This is a genomic window from Planctomonas sp. JC2975, assembly GCF_012985205.1.
GTDB lineage: Bacteria > Actinomycetota > Actinomycetes > Actinomycetales > Microbacteriaceae > Humibacter.
Genome location: NZ_JABEKS010000001.1, coordinates 1,888,379 through 1,913,791, shown reverse-complemented (window position 1 = coordinate 1,913,791; position 25,413 = coordinate 1,888,379). Strand labels below are relative to the sequence as shown.

Genomic DNA, 25,413 nt, shown 5'->3' with positions numbered 1-25,413 from the left:
GGTTCCGCGGCGTCGAGCCTCAGTCGGGCACGACCACGGCGCGGGTTCCTGCGTTCGAGGCAGCGGACCATGCGTCCTCGATGCTGCTGAGCGCGTAGGACGACGTCGGCACACGCACGGCCCCGGTCGCAATGAGGTCGAGGTAGACCGGCAGTTGCCGCATGAGCTCCGCCATGGACGCGCTGCCCGCGCCGGATCCGGTCAGCCGGATGCGTGTGCTCCGCAGCAGCGCGGCGGGAACGGATGCCTCCGCACCGGCCAGTGAGCCGATCTCGACGTACGCCGTGTCGCCCTCGTCCTCGTCGAGGGAGTGCCGCAGCAGCGCGTCGAAGGTCGCCTCTGCCGGCTCGCCCCAGACGAAGTCGAGCACGACGGATGGGCTGCCATCGCCGAGGGCTGAGCGGATGGCCGTGGCATCCGCAGCCCGATCACCGGTGAGGCGCAGCGTCTCCGCCCCGAAGGCAGTGGCGGCCGCCAGACGTTCCGGATCCCGTCCGGCACCGATCACGCGCGTGACGCCGAGCACGAACGCGTTCTGCACGGCGAGGATCCCTGCGGTGCCCGTCGCTCCGAGCACGAGGACGGTGCCAAGGGATCCGGTCTCATCGCGGCGAGCGTTCAGCGGCATCCACGATGACAGGCCGGGATTCATGCCACCGGCGACCTGCACCGGATCGGCTCCGGTGGGCAGCGGAAGGCGGGGTGCGTGCGGCACGGCCATCCGCTCGGCGAGAGTGCCGTACGGCGCGGCGATGAAGCCCGTGTAGATGAGCGTTCCGTCGTCGGTGCGCGCCACCGCGTCGACGCCGGGGATCGCGGGCCAGAGGCCGTGCGAGCCGTAGTGGCTGCCGGCGGCGAGCGCCCGTACGACCGGGTGGATGCCAGCAGCCACCAGCGAGACGAGCTCGCGATCCTCGCTCGTCTCCGGCTCGGGGAACTCGCCGTAGCGGGGCGCCAGGCCCGCGGATTCGATAACTGCAGCCTTCATGATGCTCTCCTTAACGTTGTTAAAGAAGATCGTGCCTTAACATTGTTAAAGTGTCAATGGTTCGCTCTCGGGCTTTCCGCTGATCCTCTGCGGACCACGACGCGACGGTGCGAGGGAGGGCGGGTTCATGTCGAAGGGTCTGACGAGGGCGGCCATCGTGACCGCCACGCTCGAACTACTCGACGAGGTCGGGCTGGAGGGCCTCACGGTTCGCGCGCTCGCCGCGAAGCTCGACGTGAAGGCGCCGGCGCTCTACTGGCATGTTCGCGACAAGGCGGAGCTCTTCGACGAGGTGGCGACCGAAGTGTGGCGAGGTATCGGCGAGGAGCTCGCCGATATCGCTGAGGGGACCGAGTGGGACGTCGAGCTGCGACGATTCTGCGACGTGCTGCGTTCGGCGCTGCTGCGGCACCGTGACGGAGCCAAGGCGTTCAGCGGTACGTACCTGACGGATCCTGGCATCCTCGGCGCCCAGGAGTCCGGGTTGCAGCGGTGGCTGGCGCAGGGGTTCTCCGTGCGCGACACGGCGCGCGCCTTCGCGCTCGCGAACGGCTTCGTCGTCGGCTTCTGCATCGAGGAGCAGGCGGTCGGTCAAGCGGATGATCGCCAGCACTACGACCTGCAGGCGCGAGCCGAGCGGGTTGGTGCGGCGGAGCATCCGCTCACGGTGGAGGCCGGAGTGGAGCTCTTCGGTGACCGGGACGCTCAGTTCGAGGCGCTCGTCGACCTGGTGGTGGTCGCCGTGGGTAGCCTGCGAGGGGCTGTCCCGAAGGCTTGAGCGCTGGCCGCGTCAGCCGACGAGCCGTCGCACCTTGCCCGCCTGCTCGAAGTACGCAGCCAGGTCGGGCTCCTCTCCCGGTGGTAGCAGCACGACGTGGTCGACCCCGGCATCCGCGAACCGGCGGACGCCGGATGCGACATCGTCGACGCTGCCGCCGAGGATGCGCTCATCGGCGTCGCCGGGAACCTCGCCCGTCCACATGGAGCGGGCGCGATCGAGCCCGTCCGATCCGAATGCGGCCACGGCGTACGCGACGACATCGTGTTCGCCGGATCGGCCCGCCTCCGCGCGTCCTGCGCTCACGGCGGCGACACCCCGCCCAGCCTCTTCGGCGGTGAGCAGGCTGTTCAGCACCACCCCATCGGCGACGGCCCCGCACGCCAGCAGCGTCTTGGGGCCTTCCGCCGCCGCGTACACGAGCGGAACGTCGGCAGGCGGCCAGTCGAGACGCACGGCATCCAGGGTCACGTAGCGTCCGCTGGTCGTCACGCTTTCGCCGGCGAGCAGGGCCCGCAGAGCCGGTGCGTACTCGCGCATCAGCGTGAGCGGAGACGCGGGGCGGGCGTCGACCTGCGCCATCCACGACTGCACACCGTGCCCGATACCGGGCAGAAGCCGGCCGGGAAACATCCGTGCGAGCGTAGCGATCTCCATGGCGGTGGCCGCCACATTGCGCAGCGGCATGGGCGCGATGCCGATTCCGATCCTCAGAGTCGATGTGACGGCCAGGGCAGCGGATGCAGCGGCGAACGCCGAATGCCGGAAGCAGTCCTCCCACAGCCACAGCTCGTCGAGCCCGGCGCGTTCCGCAGCGATCGCGGCATCGTGCAGGGCCTCGGGCGGATTCGGATACGGACTGAAGATCGCTCCGACGCTCGTCATACCGGCAAGGATGCCATCCACCGCCGACGGCCGGAACGCCCGGCCACCTCCGTCGCGGGGATCGGGCCTACGCGTCCGCGGCAGCTCGCCGCGCCCGGTGCGCGCGCACCTTCGCGCGGTTGCCGCAGCGCTGCATGGAGCACCAGCGGCGGTTGCGGCTGCGCGAGACGTCGAGGTAGACGAGGGAGCAGTCGTCGGCGCCGCACTCGCGGAGGCGGGTGCCGGCATCCGAGCCGAAAACGGCGACGGCATCGCGTGCGACGGCCGACAGCGCCTGCGTGGCCCGCGACCGGGTGCGTCCGGCCTGACGGCTGCCGCCGGCGAGGGTGGGCGGCAGGTCGGGCGTCGAGGCGTACAGGTTGACGACGTCAACGTCGCGTGCGATCGACGGATGCCCGTTCATCGCCGCGTAGGCGAGGTTCGCGATCGCGTCGCGCAGCGTCAGCGCATCCCGCAATTCGTGCTCTGCGCAGGTGGCGTCGATCGTCGGGAAGCGGTCGTGCAGCCACGCCGAGAGGTCGGCGGGGGTGCTCAGCCGTTCCCACGGGTCGTTCGGAATCCGGTCTCCGGCTCCGGCAGGGGACATGCCTCCGGTGTAGGCGAAGTCGAGGCACAGGCATCCCGAGTCGAACCACCAGCGGATGCCGTCCGGCGACTGGAACCACTGGCCGGTCTCACCAAGACGCTCGGCATGGCCGACACCCTTCGCCTCGGGCTCGGCTGGAACGCCCGCGGCAGAAAGCCCTGGCCGACTCTGCGCGTCAAGGTTTGCCCGAGTCTGCTCGTCGTCGGAGGGCGAAGTGCCCGTGAGTACATCGGTGGTCGTCATCGTGGTCCTGGCTCCTGGAACGGCCCGGCGGATCCGGGATGCCCGCTAGCGCGGCACCGCGCCGCCTCCCGTCTCCAGGTGGGCGCGGTGCTGTCGGTAGTCGCAGCATCGCTGCCGCCGCGGATACTGTAACCGAGCGCGGCGGTTACCCCTGTTGTGGTAGAAGACCGATGGCGGAGCTCTCGCGCCGGAACACTCAGCCGGGCAGCCCGTTGCGCAGCGCCTCGAAGGCGCGCGTGCGAATCCGGATGCGCTCCCTCCTGATGTGCGAGACGTCCAGTCCGCGGTCCACGGCCTCGTATGGCCACCAGTCGACGAGGTGCACTGTCTCGGCGAGCAGCCAGGCCGTCGTCGTCGCGTCGGCGAGGGCAACGGAGGCGGGCAGGGCGGACGCGATGGCATCCCGCAGCTCGAGATAGTGGGCATGGAGACGTTGGGTGAGCGCGCGGCTGGAAAGCACGATCCGCGCGAACCGTGGCCACGCATCCGGGATCTGCTCGAATGCCAGGGCGCGAGCCGTGCCGCCCTCGCGCTCGCGCTGCTCGCAGTAGCGTTCGACGGCATCCACCGCGGCGGCGATGCCGTCGGCACCGGTGACGACATCGCGGATCCGCCGCACCTCGTCGTCGAACTCGTCGAAGATCAGGTCTTCTTTGAGCGCGAAATGATTCGTCACCGTCATCTTCGACACTCCGGACGCCTCGGCGATATCCGCGATCGAGACGGCGTCGAATCCTCTCTCTCCGAAGAGCATCGTCGCGGCGTCAGAGATGCGCTTGCGGCGGCGCTGCTTGGCCGACGTGACTCCCGCGACCTCGGGCTCGACACCATGAGCCGGTTCGCCGGTGGTCGAGCCGGCGACGGCCGACGGCTCGACTGATGTGCGTGCTGCGGACTTTCCGGAACTGGCACTTGACGGCATGCCGAGAGTCTAACAATATTGGGTCGAACCTAAAAATAGGTTGAACCTAAATCAGGATCTCATCTCGAAACGAAGGCGGAACATCATGAACGACGTGATCATCGTGGGCGGCGGACCGGTCGGCCTCATGCTCGCCCTCGAGCTCTCGCTCGCCGGTGTGCAGCCGCTCGTGCTCGAGAGCAGCACGGCGATCGACCCCACGATCAAGGCCGGCTCGTTGAACGGGCCGGCCGCCGACACGCTCCGGCGTCGCGGGGTCGACTTCGGCCCCGGACTGTTTTCCCCCGGTGGCGCGACGGTCGGACGCCGCACGCCGGGCGCCAAGGCGCCTGCGCCGATCGTGCCGCCGGCGTCCGCACCGTCACCGACCGTGCCGCCCGCGTCTGCGCCCGCCGCTCCGCGTTTCGTCGGGCATGTGGCCGGCATGGTGATCAGGGCGGATCTCGTGCAGTGGGACCGGCTCGACTGGGCCGCCTCCTCGGCGATGATCAGCCAGCAGCAGGTGCAGGAACTCGTCGAGGCACGGCTGGCAGAGCGCGGGGTGGAGGTGAGGCGCGGCATCCGGGTGACGGATGTCGTGCAGCAGGGCGACGGCGTGCGCGTCGTGACGGATGCGGGCGACTTCGACGCTGCTTGGGTGCTCGGCACCGACGGCGGCCGCAGCGTCGTGCGCAAGAGCGCAGGCTTCGGCTTCCCAGGCCTCGACGGCGTCATGACCGGATACCAGATGCTCGTGAAGGGCGAGGGGCTCGACGGCATCCCGCTCGGATGGAACATCACGCCGACGGGCGTGTTCCGTCGCATCCCGAACAACCTGATCCTCACGGCCGAGTTCGATGGGGCACCTGCCGATCGCGCCGCCGAGATCACGGCGACCGACCTCACCGGGGCCATCCGTCGCGTCTGCGGCGTCGACGCGACGGTCACCGAGGTGATCAGCGCAACGCGCTTCACCGACAACACGCGCGTCGCAGACCGATACCGCAACGGACGCGTGCTGCTGGCCGGGGATGCCGCTCACGTGCACCCGCCGTTCGGTGGTCAAGGCCTCTCGCTCGGCATGCTCGACGCAACGGCGCTCGGCTGGCGGCTGGCCGGTGTGATCGCCGGTCGACTTCCGGAGAGCGTGTTCGACGACTACGAGCGTGAACGCCGTCCGGAAGCGGAGCGGATCCTGGAGTGGAGCCGCGCCCAGGTCGGCATGATGCGCACCGATGAGCGCTCGCGCGCCACCGGGCGGCTCTTCCGCACGCTCATGGACACGCCGGACGGCGCGACCGAAGTGGTCCGCGTGGTGGCAGGGGATGTCGTGAGCTACGCGAGCGACGGCGGCCCCGCAGGCACGTTCGCCGACGACTGGGCGGGGATCGACGCCGACGGAGGCTCCCTGTACGACGTTGCGGCCGACGGCGACGTGGTGCTGGCTCACCGCCCGGGCGCCGAGGCTCCCGGATCGCTCGACGAGCGCATCCGCACCTTCGCGACGGATGCCGCCCCCGCGCCGTTCGCGCTGGTGCGGCCGGACGGTGTGATCGCCTGGGCAGGCGACTCGCTGTCCGCCGACGGATTCGCGACAACTCTCGGGGCGCTGGGCATCGTTCCCAGCGCCCGCTGAGGTCGCCGAAGCCGGCGCGCATCGGGGGCTGCGCCCGGTGACACCAGCGGACGCCGGTGAGCCGCCTGAGATCGCCGAAACCAGTGGCGTCGCAGGTCAGCGCACCGCGCGCCGCTCCCACACGATCAGGAACTCTCGCGAGAACCGGCGCGAACACTTGGCACACGACAGTGTTCGCGTCGGTTTGCGATATCGGTAGTGCAGGTGGCCGCGCGGGCACGTGCCGATCCACGGCGCGAGGTCCTCGGCGACGGGCTTGTCGAGCGTGCGGTTGCCGACATAGCCGAGGTCGCCGGCGATCGCCCGCCACGTCGGTCCGTGTCCGGCGGCGGGGCCGGCGATGGCGTGAGCCACCTCGTGCAGCAGCACCTGATGGATCTCGTCGTCGTCGAAGCGTGCTGCCAGGTGCTTCGACACGGTGATCCGCTTCGTCGAGTGATTGCACTGGCCACCGCGGGTCTTGGCGTTGTCGAAGCCGAAGGTCCAGGCATCCGCGTCGAGATGCATCGCGATGAGCGCCTCCGCCCATCGGCGGACCCGTACCAGTTCGGCCACCCTTCGAGGTTAATCAACGGTGCTGAGACCCGCGGCGGCACGCCGTTCGCACGTGGAGAACGACGCGCAGACAGTGCTGTGGCCGCACGGAGTTGGCCTGTCTGCGACCGGCGACGCGCACAATAAGAGGGATGCGCGCGATAGACCTCAATTGCGATCTCGGCGAGTCCTTCGGAGCCTGGACGATGGGCGATGACGCCGCCATGCTCGAGCTGGTCTCCAGCGTGAATGTCGGGTGCGGATTCCACGGCGGCGATCCGGTCACCATGCTGGCGACCGCCCGTGCCGCGCGTGATCGAGGCGTCGTCATCGGTGCGCACGTCTCCTATCGGGATCTCGCCGGATTCGGCCGGCGCTTCGTCGACGTCGCACCGGTCGAGCTGCACGCCGACGTGCTCTACCAGCTCAGCGCGCTGGCGGGAGTGGCGTCATCAGTGGGGGCCGAGGTGCGCTACGTCAAGCCGCATGGCGCCCTCTACAACCGCATCGTCGACGACGCGCAGCAGGCGTTCGCCGTTGCGGATGCCGTGGCATCCTTCCCAGCGAACCTCGCCGTGCTCGGCCTGCCGGGCAGCGCCATCGAGCAGGCTTGCTCGGAGCACGGCGTGCCGTTCGTACGCGAGGCGTTCATCGACCGCGCCTACCTCGCGGACGGCACCCTCGTCCCGCGTGGACGCGCGGGCGCCGTGTTGACCCTCGACGACGGGATCGCGGAACGGGCGGTGCGGATGGCATCCGAGGGCGTCGTCGAGACGATCGAGGGGGAGACCATCCCGATCGACGCTGCATCGTTGTGCGTGCACGGAGACAGTCGGGATGCCGTCGCGATGGCGGTCGCGGTGCGCGAAGCGCTCGGTGAGGCCGGCATCCGGATCGAGGCGTTCGCGTGAGCAGCAGTGAGCCGCCCGAGCGTGCCGCAGACGAGGCGAAGGACGGCCGCGCGTCGGCCCTCGGATCCGTCGACACGCGCAGCACGACGCCCGGTGCGCTCGCCAACGGAGCTGGAGCAGCACCGGCCATGCGGATCCGCGCGCTGGGGGATCGCGCCCTGTTCGTCGACCTTCCGGACCTCGCCGCGGTTCTCACGCTGCACGAGGCCCTGCAGGCGCCCGGACCGGCCGGCGTTGAGGATCTGGTGCCGGCGGCCCGCACCCTCGCTGTGCTCCTGGATCCCGCACGGCTCTCGCTCGACGCCGCACGCACGTGGCTGGTGCGCACGGCCGGCGAGATAACGCCGGACAGCGACCGCACCATCGGAGGCGCCTCCGCTGAGGATGGCGGGGCCGGGGTCGCGGACGTCGACGATTACGCGGGCCGACAGGCGTCATCGTGCGACGAGCTCGTGCTCGACGTCGTCTACGACGGCGACGACCTCGTGGATCTCGCCACTCTGCTCGGCGTGAGCGTCGACGACCTGGTCCGCCGCCACACCGGCGCAGCCTGGCGCGTGGCCTTCGGCGGTTTCGCGCCCGGCTTCGGCTACCTCGTCACCGACGACGACTGGTTCGAGGTGCCGCGACGGGACAGCCCGCGAACGCGCGTCCCTGCCGGATCCGTCGCGCTCGCCGGGGCGTTCAGCGGTGCGTACCCGCGCGAGGGTCCTGGCGGATGGCAGCTCATCGGCCGCACGGATGCGCCGCTCTGGCGCCCTCGAGACCCTCGTCCCGCGCTCCTCGCGCCCGGAACACTCGTGCGGTTCCGTGCCGTCGACGCCTTCGCGTCGCCTTCGGCGCCGTCCGCCGCCGGTTCCGGGACAGCCCTCACGTCCGACGATGAGGCGCACGGAGCTCGTGATCTCGCCGCAACAGGTCGCGAATCCTCTGCGGTGGTCGTCGTCGACGCGGGCATGCAGCTGCTCGTGGAAGACCTCGGGCGGCGGGGATTCGCCTCCGTCGGCGCCGGCAGATCAGGGGCGCTCGACCGGGCTGCGCTGCGGCTCGGCAACCGGCTCATCGGCAACCGGGAGGGTGCAGCCGGGCTCGAGGTGGTCGTCGGGGCACGACTGCGGTTCGAGCAGCCGACCTGGTTCGCCGTGACGGGCGCCAGGGGTGCGCTGCGGTTGGGCGGGCATCCCATCGAGCCGGATGCCGCCGTGCACGCGGCAGCAGGCGACGAGCTGCAACTCGGCCCGGCCGAGCACGGCCTGCGATTCTCCGTCGCTCTGCGCGGCGGGATCGCCGTTCCGCGGGAACTCGGATCCGCGGCGTCGGACATCGGGGCCGGCGTCGGTCCTGCTCAGCTGGCCGCTGGGGACGTGCTCACGCTGGGCGATGCCGTCGCCGGTGCGATTCCGGCCGTGGACGCGCTCACGGTGGCCGCACCGCCCGACGAGGAGGTGGACGTGCACGTGGTCGCCGGACCGCGCGCAGACTGGTTCACGCTGGCAGCAGTCGCGGCCTTCTACGACGTCGAGTGGGAGGTGACGCAGGCCTCGAACCGGGTCGGCATGCGGCTGCGCTCGCCGGATGGCATCACGCTCGAGCGTTCGCCAGACCCTCGGCTGCCCGCCGAGCTTCCGAGCGAAGCGATGGTGCCGGGATGCGTACAGGTGCCTCCGTCGGGCGAGCCGACGGTGCTGCTCGCTGACGGGCCCGTGACCGGCGGGTATCCGGTGATCGCTGTCGTGACGGATGCCGACCTCGACCTCTTCGGCCAGCTCCGGCCCGGCCAGCGCGTGCGCTTCCGACACGCTCGCGCCGCCGGCTGATCCGGCCGAGCGGCGGTCGTCGACCAGTTCAGCAGGCTCACTCCCGACTCAGCCGCGCAGCTGGAACACGCTCCGTCCGGGGAGCGGTGAGGCCACTGCCGTGTCGTCGGTCACGACGGCGGCGCCTGCAGCGAACTGCGAGAGTTCCTCGCCGGCGACGGCCTTGGCCGGATGCGGTCCGCTCGCGAGCAGCCGCGGCAGCCAGTCGAGCGGCAGCGGAGCATTGGATCCGACGAGCACGATGTTGCCGAACCGCTTGCCCTTCAGCACCTGCGTCTCGGCGAGGGCCGCGACGTGCTCCACGACGGAGGCGAGCGTTGCGGCCTGCCCGCGCGCGAAGGACAGCGGAGGACCGTCCGCCACATTGACGAGCACGACGCCGTCGGGTTTCAGCAGCGAGACGGCCTCTCGGTAGAACTCCACGCTGGTGACGTGCGCCGGCGTGCGCGCACCGCTGAAGATGTCGACGATGAGCAGGTCGACCGTGCCCCGCAGACCGGCAGGCAGCTTGCGGACCACCTCGCGGGCATCCCCGTGCCGCACCCGGATCTGCGCCGACTTCGGCAGCGGGAGCTCCGTGCGCACGAGGTCGACGAGCTCGCTCTCCAGCTCGATCACCTGCTGCCGGGATCCGGGACGCGTCGCCGCGATGTACCTGGGCAGCGTCATGGCCCCCGCTCCGAGGTGGACTGCGGTGATCGGCTCGCCCGGATCCCCGAGCAGGTCGATCACGTTGCCCATGCGCTGCACGTACTCGAAGAACAGGCGGGTCGGATCGTCGACGTCCACGTGCGACTGCGGCGTGCCGTCCACGACGAGCTGGAACGAACCGGGCACCCAGCGATCCGGCTCGATCACCGCCCGCAGGCCGCTGTGCTTCAGGATGATCGACGGATGTTCACGCACCCATCCAGCCTATGCGCGGGTCCCGACTCCGCCCCTAACGGGGAGGGGGGTACCCTCCGCAATCCCCTCCCCGGCGACCGCAGAAACCCGGAGTCTTCCCCGATGTGCATGCACAGCGCCGCTCGTACCGTGAAATCACAACGCAGGAACGTCGGGGCGTTCGCTCCGGGATTGGGTCATTCTCATGGTTCTCAACTTCGACGATTCGCTGAACTCGCGGGTTCGCGACTCGTTCAACACCACGAACAACTCGACGGCGAACACCAACGCGATCGTCGGCATCACCGATTCGGGCAACCTCGATTCGGGCAACACCAGCGCCGATGCGTGGTTCTCCGGCAACACAGACAGCTCGACCGACAGCTCGCAGCACGACTCGAACAACTCGGCCGAATCCACAACGACGGCCGACTCCAACAACAGCTACAGCTTCACCAGCATGGACAACCACTCGGTCGATGTCGGCGATCGCACCTACAACCTCGGCGGCGGTGGCGAAGGCGGGTCGGGCGGTGGCTCGAGCACGGTGGTCGACCAGTCGATCAACGAGGACGTGCACTCCGGTGGCCTGTTCGGCGGCTCATTCGTCTACTCGAGCCCGACGTCGGTGATCGGATCGGGCGCGAACTCGATCGCGGCCGGTGACGACGTGCACATCCACGAGGATGTCGACGACTCGCAGCACATCGGCTCGGTCTTCGGCGACGTGAACCTCGGCGACACGACGACGGTCGACACGAACGTCGGTTCGTTCAACCAGTACACCGACAACTCGCAGTACACGGATGACTCGACTCACATGAACCTCGACGATGTCGGCAACACGTTGTCGAACACGGTCGACACGTCTGGGTCGTTCAACGAGGACCAGCACAACTCGACCACGACCGACGTGGACGCCAACGTCGATGTCGTGTCGGACAGCTTCCTCTCCGGAATCGCCGACATCCACTTCTGATGCGGTAGCGCCGCGCGCCGCAACCGCGCGCTGACCGCTGCTTGGCCACCGTCTTACGAAAGGAATCGAGCATCATGGCCTTCGACTTCACGGACTCGCTGAACAACACGACGAGGAACTCGCACAACACGACCAACAACACGACGGACACCACCAACCTGGCGCTCGGTCTCAACGACGACGGCAACGTCGCATCCGGGAACACGAGCAACACCGCCGTCGGGTCGTTCAACACCGACGATTCGAGCGACAGCTCCTCGCACGGCTCTGGCAACGAGTGGACCAGCAACCTGGCATGGGACACGAACAACACGAGCACCGTCAACGTGACCGACGACCATTCCGTCGACGTGGGCGACCGAACCTACAACCTCGGCGGTGGCGGGTCCGGCTCAGGTGACAGCACGGTCGTCGACCAGTCGGTGAACGCCGACCTGCACTCCTTCGGGCCATCGATGATCACCTCTGACGGGACCTCGGTCATCGCCTCGGGTGCCGGGGCGATCGCTGCCGGCGATGACGTCAGCATCGATGAGCACATGGACGGCTCGACGCACATCCTGGCGGGCGGCAACATCAACATCGACGACACCACCACGCTGAACTCGAACTGGAACTCGTTCAACACGACGACGGACGACTCGACGCACGACGACAGCTCGATGCACGTCGACGCGAGCGACTCGTTCAACTCGGCCGAATTCAACACGACCACTGACGACTCGTTCAACTCGGAGGTGCACAACGTCGACACCAGCCACTGGGACGTCGACGCGAACGTGATCTGGGGCAGCGAGGGCGGCGGCATCATCGACGCGGGTTCCTGACTCGCACCGGCGCACAGCCGCTGGCTTCCGACCCGGCCCGGGGTGCGGAAGCCAGCGGCCTGTTCGTTGTCATCGTCCAGCGTCGGGTGCGGCATGCAGCACTAGCCTGAGATGCGGGGCACGGTCGTAGACCAAGGGGGAAGCGTGGGAGCGTCGGAAGACACCACGTCGGCGGCGACAGCGTCGGAACAGGCGGAGAACGCGCAGGCGGGCGCCGCGCGAGTCGGCAGCGCTCCGGCAGAGTCCTCCGAGCTGCCGCGGGATGGGGCGACGCACACGGCCGAAGCCGATACCGAGCACGCTGAGGTCGCCGGTGACGCCGGGTCGGAGTTGGTGCTCAGCCACGACACCGGTGACGTGGTCGAGCTGCTCGCCAAGGCACGCAAGATCACCCAGCTGCTGGGTCGCAACGACCTCGTGGAGTATCTCGACCGCGCACGTTCGCGCCTGCTCGATCCGCATGTACGCGTGCTCGTGCTCGGCCAGTTCAAACAGGGCAAGAGCAAGCTCGTGAACGCGCTGGTGAACGCCCCGGTGTGCCCGATCGATGACGACATCGCCACCAGCGTTCCCACGTCCGTCGGCTACGGCGAGACACCGTCGGCCGTGGTGATCAGGCATCCGGAGGATGGCGAGGGCACGGGCGATCCCGACGAGGTAGAGCGCATCCCGATCTCGATCGACGAGCTCGCAGACTACGTCTCCGAGAAGGGCAATCCCAACAACGAGCGCAATCTCCTCGGGGCAGAAGTGTTCCTTCCCCGGCAGATCCTCGCCGGCGGCCTCCGCATCGTCGACTCGCCGGGCGTGGGCGGCATCGAGTCCACGCGCTCTCTCTCGACGCTCGCCGCGATTCCGTCGGCGCACGCCATCCTGCTCGTGTCGGATGCCTCGCAGGAGTACACGGAGCCCGAGATGCAGTTCATCCGCAACGCGCTCCGCATTTCCCCGAACATGGCGGCCGTCATCTCGAAGACGGACATCTACCCGCAATGGCGTCGGATCGAGGACATCGACCGTGGACACCTGGCAGATGTCGGGGGTGTCCCGGTCTTCTCTGTTTCGAGCGATCTGCGCCTGCTGGCCGCAGCGCAGGACGACGCCACGCTGAACCGGGAGTCCGGCTTTCCCGGGCTCATCGGATACCTCAGGCGAGACGTGCTCAGCAAGGCCGAGGACCTCCACCGCCAGGTGGCGATCCACGACCTGGAATCCTCGTTGGACCAGCTCGCCATGGCGGTGCGCACCGAGCTGACGACGCTCATGCATCCCGAACAGACGCCGCGCATCATGGCGCAGCTCGAAGACGCCAGAGCCCGGCTCGACGAGTTCCGCGGTCGCTCCTCCCGATGGCAGATCCTGCTCAGCGACGGGATCGGCGACCTCATGTCCGACACGGAGCACGACCTCAGAGACCGTCTGCGCAAGGTGCAGCGCGAAGCCGAGAACGCCATCGACGAGGGCGACCCCGGACCGATCTGGGAACAGATCGCCGAGTGGCTCAACGATCGTGTCTCCGAGGCGATAGCCGAGACGTTCGTGTGGACCAACGAGCGCTCGCAATGGCTCTCCCAGCAGGTCGCGGAGGAGTTCGTCGCCGAGAACCCCGCCCTGCCGATGTTCGACGTGTCGGACACCGCGGAACTGCTCGAGCCGGTCGACGAGATCCAAACGCTGGACCCCGGACAGATGGGCACCATCGAGAAGATCTACATCGGGCTGCGCGGCTCGTACGGTGGTGTTCTCATGACGGGCCTTGCGACGAGCCTGATCGGCCTGACGCTGATCAATCCGCTCTCGCTGATCGTCGGCGTGCTGGTCGGGCGCCGCGCATTCCGCGAGGACATGAACAACCGTCTCATGCGCAGGCAGATGGAGGCGAAGAACATCGTCCGCCGGCACATCGACGAGGTCGTGTTCCAGGTGTCGAAGCCTCTGAAGGATCGGCTGCGGTTGGTTCAACGAGTGGCTCGCGACCACTTCGGCGGCATCGCCGATCAGCTGAACCGGTCACTGAACGAGTCCGTGATGGCCGCGCAGCGGGCCGCACAGACGTATTCCGGCAATCGTGAGGAGGGCATCCGCATCCTGCAGGCCCGGCAGCAGCAGATCGAGCTCCTGCGCCAGCAGGTGCGGGCGCTGACGGAGACCGAAGAGCCCGTCGGGGCATTGCGATGATGGGTGGCGGTCTCGAGTCGGTCGCCGACGTGATCGATCGCTCGAGACGCGCATACGACGACGATCCTGCAGCGCTCGAGGTTCTCGACACCTTCGACACGCGACTCAGGGAGCCGCTCCGCATCGCGGTCGCCGGCATCGTCAAAGCCGGCAAGTCCACTCTTCTCAACGCCCTGATCGGCGAACGGATCGCACCCACCGATGCTGGCGAGTGCACGCGCACGGTGATGTGGTACCGCTACGGGCGCACCCCGCAGATCACGCTCCAACTGATGAACGGCGAACGCGTTCCGATGCCCGTGAAGCGTGTGCAGGGCGACCTGCAGATCGAGCTCGGCGATTACGCCGCCGACGAGATCGACTGGATCGGCGTCGAATGGCCGTCTGAGCATCTGCGCCGGACGATCCTCATCGACACTCCGGGCATCGCGTCCCTCTCCATCGACACGTCGGCGCAGGCCGCGCGACTCCTGACACCGGGGTCGTCGCCGACCGAAGCGGACGCGATCATCTACATGCTCCGGCACCTGCACGCAGCAGACATCCACTTTCTGGAGGCGTTCAACGACACCGCTGCCGGACGCTCGCAGGCCGTCAACGCGCTCGCGATCCTCTCCCGCGCGGACGAACTCGGATCCGGACGCATCGACTCGCTCATCTCGGCGGCCAAGATCGCCGATCGCTACCGCCGAGACGGGGAGCTGCGGGCACTGACGCTGGACGTCGTCCCCGTCGCGGGCCTCCTTGCTGAGGCGGCGCGCACCATGAACGAGAGCGAGTTCACCGCACTCCGCGAGATCTCGCTGATGGACCGCGGCGAACGCGAACGACTTCTGCTGTCTGTCGATCGGTTCGTCCGGCGCAGCGATTCCACAACGCTCGGCGTGGCGGAGCGGCGCGGTCTGCTCGACCGATTCGGCATTTTCGGCATCCGTCTGGCGGCCGGTCAGCTGCGCGCCGGAGCGAAGAACTCCACCGATCTCTCAGAACGACTCGTGCAGCAGAGCGGGCTCGTCGACCTGCAGCGATTCATCAACGACCAGTTCCGCAGCAGAACGGTCGCCCTCAAGACACGGGCGGTGCTGCAGGGACTGGAACTCCTGATCCGCGAGAAGCCGGTACAGGAAGCCGCAGGCATTCTCGGCGACATCGAGCAGATCATGCTCAACAATCACGAGTTGCGAGAGTTAGGTCTGCTGGCGCGTGCTCGCACCTCCACGCTGTCGCTGCGGGAGGCCGATCGCGCGGACGCCGAGCGCATCGCCGGTGGATCGGGTACGTCGGCGCTTCAACGGCTGGGATTGCCCGAGACGGCAGGCGATGACCAGATCCGGGCGCGCGCGGAGGACATCCTGGCGCACTGGCACGGCATCGCCCAGTCTCCGCTCACAGACAGAGCGGCGGCCGACCTCAGCCGAGTGGTCATCAGGAGCGTCGAAGGGGCGATGGCCGAACTTCTTCCGCTAGGCGGACGGCCCGCGCCGGATGTCGTACTTTCGGGCACTCCAGCGGAGGGCAGGCGGTAGCAGGCTCACGCACAACGCGATGATCGCCAGCAGATACTGCGTGCCGAGGATGATCTCCAGCGGTTTGCCCCGGTCGCCCATGGCGACGAGCTCGTGGGCGAAGATCAGCACTATCCCCTGCAGGAACAACGTGCCGAATTGCCACCATCGCACGCTGGAACGCCTGTTCCGGAACGACACGAAGAACACGATCTGGAGGAAGACCACCGCGATCATCGCGCCGAAGATGCACCAGAAGACGATCTGCGCCGCCGACTCGTAAGTGGAATCCGCTCGGTGCGCCTCGACGCCCTTGACGAGCTTCTCGATGGCGGGCAACTGCGCGATCCGGATGATGAACGCGTACACCACCCCTGCGGCGCCTGCGACGAGGCTGAGGATCCAGAAGACCTGTGCCACCCGCACAGAGACCGGCGGCTTGGCCTTCGTCAGCACAGGGGGAGGCGCCTTCTCCTTCAGTGGCGGCCGTGCCGGAGCGACGTGGGGCTCCGGAGAGGGCGCCATCAACGGCGGGACGTACGATCCCGTCCGAGTCGCAGGTCGGCTCACTGGCCGGCGCGCCAGATCAGAGGTCGTCGGCTGGGGTCGTGTCATCGACGATGGCCGCATCGTGCGAGTCGTACAGGGAAGGTGTCGTCCGTGGTCGTGTGCGTGTCGTTGTAGTCGGCGGCCGATGAGTTGTGCGAGTCGTCCGTCGTCGTGGTCGCAGCAGTCGAGTTAAGCGCGTCGTCAGCGTCGACATTCGTCGAGTTGTCGGTGGCCGCCGAGTTGTCCGTGAGCGTGTTGCCCGAATCCGTGCTGGTCGTCTGCGTCGTCGTGTTGCCGATGTTGACGTCCCCACCGCCCGTGATGTGCGTCGAGTCGTCCTGCGTGCTGGTGAGATCGATGTTTCCGCCGGCGACCGTCGATCCGTCACCGGAACCGACCGTCGCGTGCTGGTCGAAGTTCTGCGTCACGTCGCCCGTCGCCCAGATGTTCTGGTTCGTCGACTGGTCGACGAGGGTGGATCGATTGTCGACGTACGTCAGATTGTGGGTGATGGTCTGGATCTCCTGCACGGCCCTGCTGGGGGGATCGCTGGGGGGATCGCTGACCGTGAAGTGCGGCGACATCTGGAGTACCTGAACCCCCGGACGCTCCGCGATGACGGGTGCGACGGCGCACACGTCAGCCGCCGAGATTCCGCTCAAACCGTTGTCGGCGAGCACCGTCTGCGGATCCGAGTTGAACTTCTCAGTCGCTGCGGGATCTTGCAGGAGGCTCAGGATGAAATCGATCAGCGAATCCGCGACCGTCGCGAGAGTGACACTCATGCTTGCGCTCCTTGAATGCGATGCTCTACTTCGAACCTAGGCCGGTTCGCACGGGTTTCGCGTCGGGGGAGAACCCGTTCCCCTTGCGCATTCACTAGGGGAATCGGGTCATCCGATGCGGGGTGATTAGGGGTCTGCCCTGGTGGGAGACCGCGTTGGTCACGCATGGGCATCCTCCCCAGGGCTCTCGAGTGCGAGACGGAGCTTGGTGAGCAGGTCGGAGCGCGACGTCGCTCCGAGCCGCCTGCGGATGCGGGCGATGTGGTGCTCGGCGGTACGTGGCGAGATGAAGATCGCTGCGCCGATTTCGGCATAGGTCTTGCCGTCCAGCACCATGGCGGCGACCTCGCGCTCTCTGACGCTGAGAGTCGTCTCGACTGGAGCGATCGGCGTGACGAGCGTCTCGCTCCTGTCGCCACCCGACGGGATCGTCTCATTGGAGTGCAGACGGCGTGCACACGCGAGGAGCCGGGAGACCACACGGCGGTCCTCGGTCAGGCCCGCGCCGTATCCCGCGAGACGTGCGCCGTCCCAGGCGAGTCCGACGTCCGCGAGCTCGGAGGCCGCGGCTTCCACGGCGGCGGCGTCCACTTTTCCGGCCAGAACCGAGGTCCAGACTCTGCCTGCGTGCGACATCGCGGCGGCGATCACGCTTTCCGATCCCGCCGCCACCAATGCCTGGGCATGCGGGCGCAGCATCTCTGGCTGGTTCAGCAGGATGCCCTGCTGAATGCCTGCCCAGTGCAGATGCGCACCCCACATGCTCGGGTTGCCGAGCCTCTCGATACGGCCGAGGGCCTGATCGAAGTGGCGTCGCATCCGTGGCAGGTCGTCGAGTCGCGCCGCGGTCACCACGAACTCGGAGAGCGGAAGGATGCCGTAGAGATCGAACTCCGAACGGAGCATCGTCTCCCGGGCCCTCCGCCACGCGATCGTGATCGCCGCGGTGTCGGAGTAGCGGCGTGCCAGCCCGATGCGCAGAGCGTGCTCCAGGAGCTGATCGCGCGGGCTGAGCCTGACGCCAGCAGTGCACGCCGTCGCAAGAGCGGCCTCGACGTCATGCGGCCGTTGCCGCTGCAAAGCCACCCAGCCGGTCCAGAGTGCGAGGCGGCCACGCCCGCCCGGTCCGCCCTGCCCGTCGCGCGTGGCGTCGTCCAGGATCTCCGCCGCCACCTCGAGCTCGCCGAGGTGGAGTGCGGTGACAGCCGCGAGCACAGCTGGCAGCTCGGGCACCGGAAGCGCATCTCCGGACATCGTGTAGGCGTCGCTGGCCCGCATGAGCTCGCTCAAGGCGATCTGCACAGACGCACCGAGAGTGGCGCGCAAACCGCGACTGAGCGACTCCATCGCCACGACGGCGGTCGAGGGGATGGATGACGCGGCCTCGATCGGCGGCGCCTCTGCTTCCCTGGGATCCCCCACCGCCAGCGAGGCGACCACGGCGCCCGCACGAACGACAGGAGAGTCGACGTTCGACGATCGGTAGACCCTGTCGGCCGTCTCCGGCATGGCTCGTGCCGCCCAGACCGCAGCGACCAGGTTCGTCGTGAAGGCGGCATCCGGGTCGTCAGCATCGAGGTCGAGTCCATCAACAGCGGCCGCGGCCTCGTCGTACAGGCCGGATGCCCAGAGCGCACGCGCTCGTCGCACCGCGACGACCACGGGATCGGCACCGCTGTTCGCCGCGTGGTCGTACAGTTCGGCGGCACGTTCTGGCGAGCTCTCGAGGGCGGCATCGCCGAGGTGCAGCATCGTGCGCGCGACGTCGTGGTCGCGAACCCCGTGCAGGAGCTCTGCTGATGGCTCGATGAGCCCGGCGTCGGCGAGCGAGACGATCCTGGCGATCGGGGTTGCGGCCCGCACCGCCGAGCGGATCCCGGGTGCCACCTGGCCGTTGCGCAGCAGCAGTCCCTGCGCATGGGCCGCCACCACCAGGTCGGTGCGTTGACTCGCGGAGTGGCTCGACAGGCTCGGGGTGAGCGACTCGGTCTCCACCGCCAGCCGCACGTCGGGATCCAGCTGGTGCAACCGCTGCGCGACGACCTCGTTCAGCGCGGCGACGACGGCGTCGTGCGCAGGTCCGGTCGAGCATCCGCTCTGGTCGTGGAGGGAGAGCGCCTCCGACAACAGCCACGTCATCCCTGCGCAGAGTTCGACCAGGTCGTCGATGCATTCGCCGGCGATCGCGCCTTCGCCCGCATACTCGGCGACCTCGCCTGTGCTCACCTGTCCGAGCACGATGGCCAGTCCTGGGGTGTCCAGCGTCGACAGGATGCCGGCCAGGCCTTCGGGGGTCGGCCATGGCCGGCATGCCACGAGCGTGGCCGATGTCGGGTCGGCGACGCGGTCTGCGAGGGCGAGCAGCGCATCCTGGTCGAGGAGGTGCGCGTCGTCGACGAGAAGGATGGCTGCGGGCGGCATCGCCCTGATTCCGTCGGCATCGTGGGCGAAGTCCGTGGCGCGTCCGGCCTTGCGGAGTTCGTCATGCAGGTAGTGCAGTGCACTGGTCTTGCCGGAACCGGCCGGCCCGACCACCAAGGACCGGGGAGCCGTGGTGCTCGCCAGCAGGTTGTCGATGTGCAGGCGTGCCAGTCGCGGCCAGAGCCCTGGCGCGGCGCCGGCGTGTGCAGGCGCGGTCGGTCGCGTGGCCTTCGCACGCGCGACCGCTCGCGGACGCGCAACGGTGGCCGTTGACGTCGTTCCGGTCACTGATGCGAGAGAAGTCACCATTACCTTCGGTTGCCGCTGCCGTTCGCGGACTCAGCTGCCTGCATCGGGGACGGACGAGTCGGTCGGTGCCGGGTCGCTGCTCGGCGGGTCCGTCGGGTCGGTGGTCGGCGGGTCCGTCGGTGTCGGGTCGGTGGTCGGCGGGTCGGTTGGTGTCGGGTCGCTGGTGGGCGGGTCGGTCGGCGCCGGATCAGTGGTCGGCGGGTCGGTCGGGGTCGGGTCGGCGGTCGGGGTCGGATCGCTGCCAGAGGTGCCGGCCTGGCTCGATGCCATGGCATCGGCCGCCGTGGCCGATTTGCTCGACGACGGTGTCGGGCCGACGGCCTTGGTGCTCGACGATCCCTTGGAGGTCGAGCGCGATGCCGTCGGGGTTCTGAAGGCCGAGTCCGGGCTGCCGCTGCCGCTGGCGGTGGTGAGAGGCGGGGGCGCGGGCGCCGCAGTCGGCTGCGGCGGTGAGGGCAACGGGTCCGCGTGCGCTGAACCGATTCCGAGCGCCTTCTCGAGCACCGACGACGTCAACGAAACCGCTCCTCGGTCCCGGTTCGTTGCGGCCGGGATCGCGAGGCCCAGCGCCAGCGCCACAGTTCCTGCTGCGGCGAACGCCATGGTCTGCGCTCGACGTTTCCTGCCGAAAATGCCGGCTCGCGGCGGGGTGGCGGCGACCGGGGCAGTCGGGCCCGCGGCCGGGGGCACTGCAGCGGTCTCCTCCTCCTCTTCGACGTCGGCCTCGGCGGACACGGGTGCTGCGACGACGAGTCCTGCCCGGTCCGAGAGGATGCGGACGGCGCCGAGCGCGATGATGGCTTTCGGATCGGCGTCGATCGCGATTCGTCGATTGAACCGCTCGGACAGCAGCTGCGAGACCCGCGGTATGCGAGACGAGCCGCCGGTGAGGAGGATGGCGTCGACGTCCTTGAGAGCCACGCCGCTGGCGGAGATGCCGTCGGCCAAAACGTCGGCCGTACGAGAGATCTGCTCTTCGATCATCTGCTCGAACTCGGCGCGCGTGATGCGAACGGTGCCACGGCCGCTGCCTACGAGCAGCGGAACGACGGCCTCCGAGTCGAACGACAGGGCCTCTTTCGCATCGACGCACTCCCTGCGGAAGGCGGCCAGCGCGATCCGATCGTCTCCGATGTCGGAGAGTTCGTCGCCCGAGACGCCGCCGACCGCGATGGCATGTCGCAGCACGGCGTCGTCGAAGTCTGCGCCTCCGACGTCCTCGAGTCCGGTGGGAATGCCGACCACGCGGATGTCGCCGTTCGGCTCGCGACGGAGCACGATCGCGTCGAACGTGCCGCCGCCCAGGTCGTAGACGACGAGTGCGCGGCCTGCAGGCAGCTCGGTGGTGGTGACGTAGTGGCGGGCAGCGGCCTCCGGCTCCGAGACCAGGGTCACGCTCGCCCAACCCTGGTGGGCGAGGGCGTCATGGATGAGCTGCCTGCGATACTCCCCCCACGCCGCGGGAACAGTGACAGCTATGGCGCTCGGCAGCCGTGCCTCCCGTGCGCTGACCGAGTCGACAACCCAGCCGACCATCAGCGCGAACACCTCTTCCGGCCGGAAGCGTCGGTCGCCAGCGATCAGCGGCACGCCGTCTCCCACGCGACGCTTGAACTCGCGCACGAGCCGCTGCGGTTCCGTGATGCCCCTGCGTTCCGCCGCGTCGCCGAAGAGCAAGTCGCTGTTCGTCACGAACATCGATGTCGGAACGTTGTCGGAGTTCCGTCCCAAGGGGACGGACGCGGTGACGAGGCTTCCGTCTGCAGCCAGCCTCGACGTCGCCGCTGCTGTGCGACTCGTGCCGACATCGACTGCGAGATAGTAGGACGCTGCCACCACCAGACCTCCCCCGAGTGTTCTTGGTGTGCCTGAGCGAGTGCGGTTTCGACGTGCGCGCTCAGATGGGGGTGGCACGTCACCGTGCTCCGGAATCCGGACGACGCTGCGACGGCGACCACGTTACAAGCGGATGGCGCAGCCCGCGACGGTCCGCCGTGCGCGTTTGAGCAAATGTCATCTTTTGATCGCACGGGGTTGCGGGCGATGCCGCAGCGCCCGGTGAACGGGCGTGCGGAACCGAATTGTTCGGCATCCGCGCCATAGCACGGAAGCAGCGGAGTCCCGGTGCAGACAGCCCGGTGTGTCGCGGGATCGATCCGCTCACGTCACGACGGACTATTGGCCCCTCCTTGGGGGTGATTGCCGAGAAACCCCCAAAACAGGGGACAACGGAAGACCATCGTGCGGACACCGCTTTCCGTTGAACCTCCACCCTCCATCCGCTCGATCTCCACCCGTGGGTGGTGGGCCCAACGGGCCCTGAGCGAAAGAGTGGAGACACCGAACCAATGCAGAACAAGGAGCATCGTGTCCCTCTCCATCCAACTCGTCACCAACGTGGTCATCATCATCGCGGTGCTCGTGTTCGTCGGATACCGCCAGCTCACGTGGCGCGCCATCGACGCGGGGCGCATGTGGCGGATGCCCGTCATCCTCGGCATCGTCGGCCTCGCGACGCTCGGCGGCACGACCAAGCCCCAGGCCATCACCGGCGTCGACATCGCGGTGCTCCTCGTCGAGCTGGTCATCTCGCTCGGGCTCGGAGCCCTGATGGGCATGATGGCGACGATCCGGCCTCTGACGGCCGATGGCGTCAGCCTCTACCGCCAGGCTCACGCGAACGATCGTCGACCGAGCACCTCGGTCGTCACCCTCGAGACGCGCACCGGGTGGATGGGCATGGCGCTGTGGGTGGTGCTGATCGCCGTGCGTGTCGGCGTGGACGTGCTCGCCGGCATGGCTGGATCGACGCTCGCGGCGTCGACCGGCGTGATCCTGCTCATGGTCGCCGCGAACCGCCTGGCTCGGGTGGCGGTCATCCTGTCCCGAGCGAGCCGTATCTCCGCTCCCGCCCAGGTCTGATCGGCCGAGGCTGCCGAGTCTCCATCCTCCCTCATGTCCGCGGCCATGAGGGAGGATGGAGCGCGCACGAGATCGACGCGAACGGGGGTGACTGGCGTGACGACGGATGCCGCAGATCCGCGCACGACGGAGCATCCGATGCGACGCACGGGCTTCGGGATCGCGCTCAACGCCACCGGTCTCGCCGTGGTGACGATCTACCTGGTTCAGCAGCGGATCATCGGCGTGATCCCCTTCTGGACCATCCCGGTCGGCGGCGTCGCGGTGCTCGCGTGGCTGGTCGCCCTGCTGCTCCCCGTGCGTTGGTGGGGTGCGATCCGGGTGGCGCTCTTCGTCACGACCGTGTGCGGAGCCATCGCGGCGTGGCCGACCAACGGCCTGCTGATCATTCCGGTGATCGTCGGGATCCTCGGGGTCAGCACGCCCGCGATCGAAGCCGCCTGGCTCGGCTACGCCTTCGCGGCCGTCGCGGCAGTGCTGGTGGCGACCACTCCTATCGTCGCGGCGATCAACGGCGAGTCGGGAGTCACCATCGAGGGCGTGCTGTCCATCGAGTTCGCCGTGCTCATCGCGCTGCTCGGTGGGATCAACAGGCGACAGTCGAGGGCCCGCCAAACCGCTGCGGCGGAACTGGCCGAGCGCACGGCGACGATGCGCGAGGAGCAGGCGAAGGCATCCGCTCTGGCGGCGCGGCAGTCGCTGGCGAGGGACATGCACGACGTGCTAGCGCACAGCCTGGGCGGTCTCGTGATCCAGCTCGACGCGGTCGAGGCGCAGCTCGAGGCGGGCGAGACGGATGCTGCGCTCGCGCGTCTGGGCGACGCCCGGGCGATGGCGGCTTCCGGTCTCGCTGAGGCGCGACGGGCCGTCGAGGCTCTGCGTGCAGCCCCGGATGCCGCGCCCTCCGTCTCCTCCACCGACCTCGCCGCCTCGCTGATCGACCTCGTCGACGCCCACGAGAGCATGGGCGGCCGCATCGACTTCGAGCAGCGCGGAACTCCGCGCGAGGTGCCGGACGCTCTCGCCACGGCGCTGCGCCGCGCCCTGCAGGAGTCACTCAGCAATGCGCGCAAGCACGCGCCGGGCGAGCAGGTCACGGTGCGCATCGACTGGACGGCGACGAGCGTCGGGCTGACGGTGTCCAACGTCGTGCCCGCGATGGCCCCGGCCGGTGTCTTGGCCGTCTCCGGCGGCCGCCGTGGACTCGCCGGCATGACTGAGCGTTTCGACGAGCTTCCCGGCGGGCGAGTCGAGGCGACACGAGAGGGCGACGCGTTCGTGGTGCGGGCGACGGCGTCCCTCGGTGCGGAGATCGAGCCAGGTGGTGCGACCGAATCCGGCGCGCCGTCCAGGTCGGTCACCGCGTCGGGGTCCGAGGTCGCGCTCGAGCCCGGTGATCGGTACCGCGCAGGGTCAAGAACAGAGGCGGAGACCGAGGCCGAGATCGAGCCGAGCCAGGGGATGGGGCAGCGCGCGAGGTCGGGAACAGAGGCGGAGCACACGGCCGAGGCAGAGCCTGGGGATCGGGGCAGCGCCAGGGCCGCAACGGAAGCCGAGGGGGAGGCGCATGACCGACAGCGGCAGTGAGGGCGTCGCACGAGTAGCCGAGACGATCCGGGTTCTGGTCGCGGACGACCAGGCGATCGTCCGAGACGGACTGGTCACGGTGCTCGACCTGCTGCCGGACATCGAGGTCGTCGGCGAGGCTGCGAACGGCGAAGAGGCGTGCCGGATGGTCGCCGAGACCGCGCCGGACGTGGTGCTGATGGACCTGCGGATGCCCGTGCTCGACGGAGCCGCTGCGACGGCTCGCATCGTGGCGGAGCATCCCGACACCGCCGTGCTCGTGCTCACCACCTACGCCGACGACGCGTCCGTGATGGGTGCACTGCGCGCCGGCGCCAGGGGATACCTCACGAAGGATGCCTCGCGCGCCGAGGTGGCCGCCGCCGTCCGTTCGGTCGCTCGCGGCCAGACGACCTTCGCGCGCGACGTGGGCGCACGGCTGATCGGCGGGCTGATCGGTGCGGACGAAGGGCGGGGTGACGCTGGCTCGAGCAGCGCGGCTGCAGGTGCAGGTGCAGGTGCCGGAGCGGGTGCAAGTGCGGATGCTGCACAACCCGCGATCGACGCCGGCTTCGTGCCGCCATCGCCCGCTGAGCTGCGGGTCAGGCATCCGCAGCTCACCGCCAGGGAGGCCGAGGTGCTGGCCCTCGTGGCCGACGGACGCAGCAACGCCGAGATCGCGACGTCCCTCTACGTGAGCGTGGCAACCGTGAAGACGCATATCAACGCGGTCTTCGCCAAGCTGCAGGTGCGCGACAGGGCCCAGGCGATCGCGTTGGCCCGCTCGTAGCGCCAACCAGAGACCTGTGGTCCTCGGGGCGGAGGCGGCGTCGCTGACGACCTCGCGGCCCGGCCGCACGTCGCGTCCTCGTATCCTGCCCGCCACCTCACCTCACCCACCGCATCGCACCTCACCCCATCTAGCCGCACCGCACCTCGCCCACCGCACTTCGCTTCACCCCACGGCACCTCACGTCACCCCGCGTGGCACGCCGTCCGTTTTCAGGACATGCGACGACATGTCGCCGTCCTCGGGACATCTCGCTGCATGTCCTGAAAACGGACGGTTCCGCCCAGCTGCGCGGCGCCTCCAGACGGACGGTTCCGTCCGGCGGCGCAGTACGTCGAGGCGGTTGGGTCGGCCCGGCCGCGCAGCACGTCCAGACGGCCGGACCGGGGACCGGCCTGTCGGTCGGATCGGCCCGGCC

At 68.8% G+C, this 25,413-nt stretch carries 21 protein-coding genes; 11 read left to right on the top strand and 10 right to left on the bottom strand.

The genetic code is table 11. The annotated features are described in order from the left end of the window. Positions 1-19: 19 nt before the first annotated feature. Complete coding sequence (locus HII28_RS08630; RefSeq protein ID WP_170025028.1) at positions 20-988, bottom strand: zinc-binding alcohol dehydrogenase family protein; 969 nt, start codon at positions 986-988, stop codon at positions 20-22. A gap of 127 nt (positions 989-1,115) precedes the next feature. Here HII28_RS08630 and HII28_RS08625 point away from each other — a divergent pair, with 127 nt between their 5' ends. Next, positions 1,116-1,766, top strand: a complete 651-nt coding sequence (locus HII28_RS08625) for a TetR/AcrR family transcriptional regulator C-terminal domain-containing protein (protein WP_170025027.1) — start codon at positions 1,116-1,118, stop codon at positions 1,764-1,766. A gap of 12 nt (positions 1,767-1,778) precedes the next feature. Here HII28_RS08625 and HII28_RS08620 read toward each other — a convergent pair whose 3' ends face one another. From HII28_RS08620 to HII28_RS08610, 3 genes are all read right to left on the bottom strand, one after another. Next, positions 1,779-2,651, bottom strand: a complete 873-nt coding sequence (locus HII28_RS08620) for an LLM class flavin-dependent oxidoreductase (RefSeq protein WP_170025026.1) — start codon at positions 2,649-2,651, stop codon at positions 1,779-1,781. Positions 2,652-2,718: 67 nt separating this feature from the next. Beyond that, positions 2,719-3,480 carry a CGNR zinc finger domain-containing protein gene (locus HII28_RS08615; RefSeq protein ID WP_170025025.1) on the bottom strand — a complete coding sequence of 254 codons (762 nt, stop codon included), beginning with the start codon at positions 3,478-3,480 and terminating at the stop codon, positions 2,719-2,721. 196 nt (positions 3,481-3,676) lie between these two features. Beyond that, positions 3,677-4,402, bottom strand: coding sequence for a TetR/AcrR family transcriptional regulator (locus HII28_RS08610; RefSeq protein ID WP_170025024.1), 726 nt, complete (start codon positions 4,400-4,402; stop codon positions 3,677-3,679). An 85-nt stretch (positions 4,403-4,487) separates the two neighbouring features. On the opposite strand from HII28_RS08610, the gene HII28_RS08605 reads away from it, so the two are divergent. Next, positions 4,488-6,017 carry an FAD-dependent monooxygenase gene (locus HII28_RS08605; protein WP_170025023.1) on the top strand — a complete coding sequence of 510 codons (1,530 nt, stop codon included), beginning with the start codon at positions 4,488-4,490 and terminating at the stop codon, positions 6,015-6,017. A 96-nt stretch (positions 6,018-6,113) separates the two neighbouring features. Here HII28_RS08605 and HII28_RS08600 read toward each other — a convergent pair whose 3' ends face one another. Continuing rightward, the gene (locus HII28_RS08600) at positions 6,114-6,572 is read right to left on the bottom strand and encodes a SprT-like domain-containing protein (RefSeq protein WP_170025022.1); all 459 of its coding nucleotides are present in this window, start codon (positions 6,570-6,572) and stop codon (positions 6,114-6,116) included. Positions 6,573-6,703: 131 nt separating this feature from the next. Here HII28_RS08600 and HII28_RS08595 point away from each other — a divergent pair, with 131 nt between their 5' ends. Beyond that, positions 6,704-7,462, top strand: a complete 759-nt coding sequence (locus tag HII28_RS08595) for a 5-oxoprolinase subunit PxpA (protein WP_170025021.1) — start codon at positions 6,704-6,706, stop codon at positions 7,460-7,462. After that, a complete protein-coding gene (locus HII28_RS08590; RefSeq protein WP_346769237.1) occupies positions 7,459-9,279 on the top strand; it encodes a 5-oxoprolinase/urea amidolyase family protein in 1,821 nt (606 codons plus the stop codon). The genes HII28_RS08595 and HII28_RS08590 overlap by 4 nt, the downstream gene beginning before the upstream one ends. Positions 9,280-9,327: 48 nt before the next feature. Here the strand turns inward: HII28_RS08590 and HII28_RS08585 are convergent, their stop codons facing one another. Further along, entirely contained in the window at positions 9,328-10,185 is an 858-nt protein-coding gene (locus HII28_RS08585; RefSeq protein ID WP_170025020.1) for a fused MFS/spermidine synthase, read from the bottom strand. A 184-nt stretch (positions 10,186-10,369) separates the two neighbouring features. Between HII28_RS08585 and HII28_RS08580 the strand changes: the two genes are divergently transcribed. The 4 genes from HII28_RS08580 to HII28_RS08565 all read left to right on the top strand — a co-directional run bounded on the left by HII28_RS08580 (position 10,370) and on the right by HII28_RS08565 (position 15,674). Next, positions 10,370-11,143 carry a hypothetical protein gene (locus tag HII28_RS08580; RefSeq protein ID WP_170025019.1) on the top strand — a complete coding sequence of 258 codons (774 nt, stop codon included), beginning with the start codon at positions 10,370-10,372 and terminating at the stop codon, positions 11,141-11,143. A gap of 74 nt (positions 11,144-11,217) precedes the next feature. Beyond that, on the top strand, positions 11,218-11,970 hold the full coding sequence (locus HII28_RS08575) for a hypothetical protein (protein ID WP_170025018.1): 753 nt from the start codon (positions 11,218-11,220) through the stop codon (positions 11,968-11,970). A 144-nt stretch (positions 11,971-12,114) separates the two neighbouring features. Beyond that, positions 12,115-14,148, top strand: a complete 2,034-nt coding sequence (locus tag HII28_RS08570) for a dynamin family protein (protein WP_346769236.1) — start codon at positions 12,115-12,117, stop codon at positions 14,146-14,148. Then, complete coding sequence (locus tag HII28_RS08565) at positions 14,145-15,674, top strand: dynamin family protein (protein ID WP_170025016.1); 1,530 nt, start codon at positions 14,145-14,147, stop codon at positions 15,672-15,674. The genes HII28_RS08570 and HII28_RS08565 overlap by 4 nt, the downstream gene beginning before the upstream one ends. Here HII28_RS08565 and HII28_RS08560 read toward each other — a convergent pair. The 4 genes from HII28_RS08560 to HII28_RS08545 all read right to left on the bottom strand — a co-directional run bounded on the left by HII28_RS08560 (position 15,612) and on the right by HII28_RS08545 (position 21,556). Beyond that, positions 15,612-16,109, bottom strand: a complete 498-nt coding sequence (locus tag HII28_RS08560) for a hypothetical protein (protein WP_170025015.1) — start codon at positions 16,107-16,109, stop codon at positions 15,612-15,614. The two genes, HII28_RS08565 and HII28_RS08560, sit on opposite strands and share 63 nt — an antisense overlap. A gap of 155 nt (positions 16,110-16,264) precedes the next feature. Further along, positions 16,265-16,987: an IniB N-terminal domain-containing protein gene (locus HII28_RS08555; RefSeq protein WP_170025014.1), complete on the bottom strand. Its 723-nt coding sequence runs from the start codon at positions 16,985-16,987 to the stop codon at positions 16,265-16,267. A 159-nt stretch (positions 16,988-17,146) separates the two neighbouring features. After that, a complete protein-coding gene (locus tag HII28_RS20690; RefSeq protein WP_170025013.1) occupies positions 17,147-19,696 on the bottom strand; it encodes a helix-turn-helix transcriptional regulator in 2,550 nt (849 codons plus the stop codon). A gap of 51 nt (positions 19,697-19,747) precedes the next feature. Continuing rightward, positions 19,748-21,556, bottom strand: a complete 1,809-nt coding sequence (locus HII28_RS08545) for an Hsp70 family protein (protein WP_170025012.1) — start codon at positions 21,554-21,556, stop codon at positions 19,748-19,750. Positions 21,557-22,084: 528 nt separating this feature from the next. Between HII28_RS08545 and HII28_RS08540 the strand changes: the two genes are divergently transcribed. From HII28_RS08540 to HII28_RS08530, 3 genes are all read left to right on the top strand, one after another. Then, positions 22,085-22,639 (top strand): hypothetical protein, encoded by a 555-nt coding sequence (locus tag HII28_RS08540; RefSeq protein WP_240977274.1) that lies wholly within the window; start codon positions 22,085-22,087, stop codon positions 22,637-22,639. A gap of 87 nt (positions 22,640-22,726) precedes the next feature. Continuing rightward, a complete protein-coding gene (locus HII28_RS20685) occupies positions 22,727-24,226 on the top strand; it encodes a histidine kinase (RefSeq protein ID WP_170025011.1) in 1,500 nt (499 codons plus the stop codon). Then, a complete protein-coding gene (locus HII28_RS08530) occupies positions 24,207-24,995 on the top strand; it encodes a response regulator transcription factor (RefSeq protein ID WP_170025010.1) in 789 nt (262 codons plus the stop codon). Before HII28_RS20685 ends, HII28_RS08530 begins: the two co-directional genes overlap by 20 nt. The last annotated feature ends 418 nt before the right edge of the window (positions 24,996-25,413 follow it).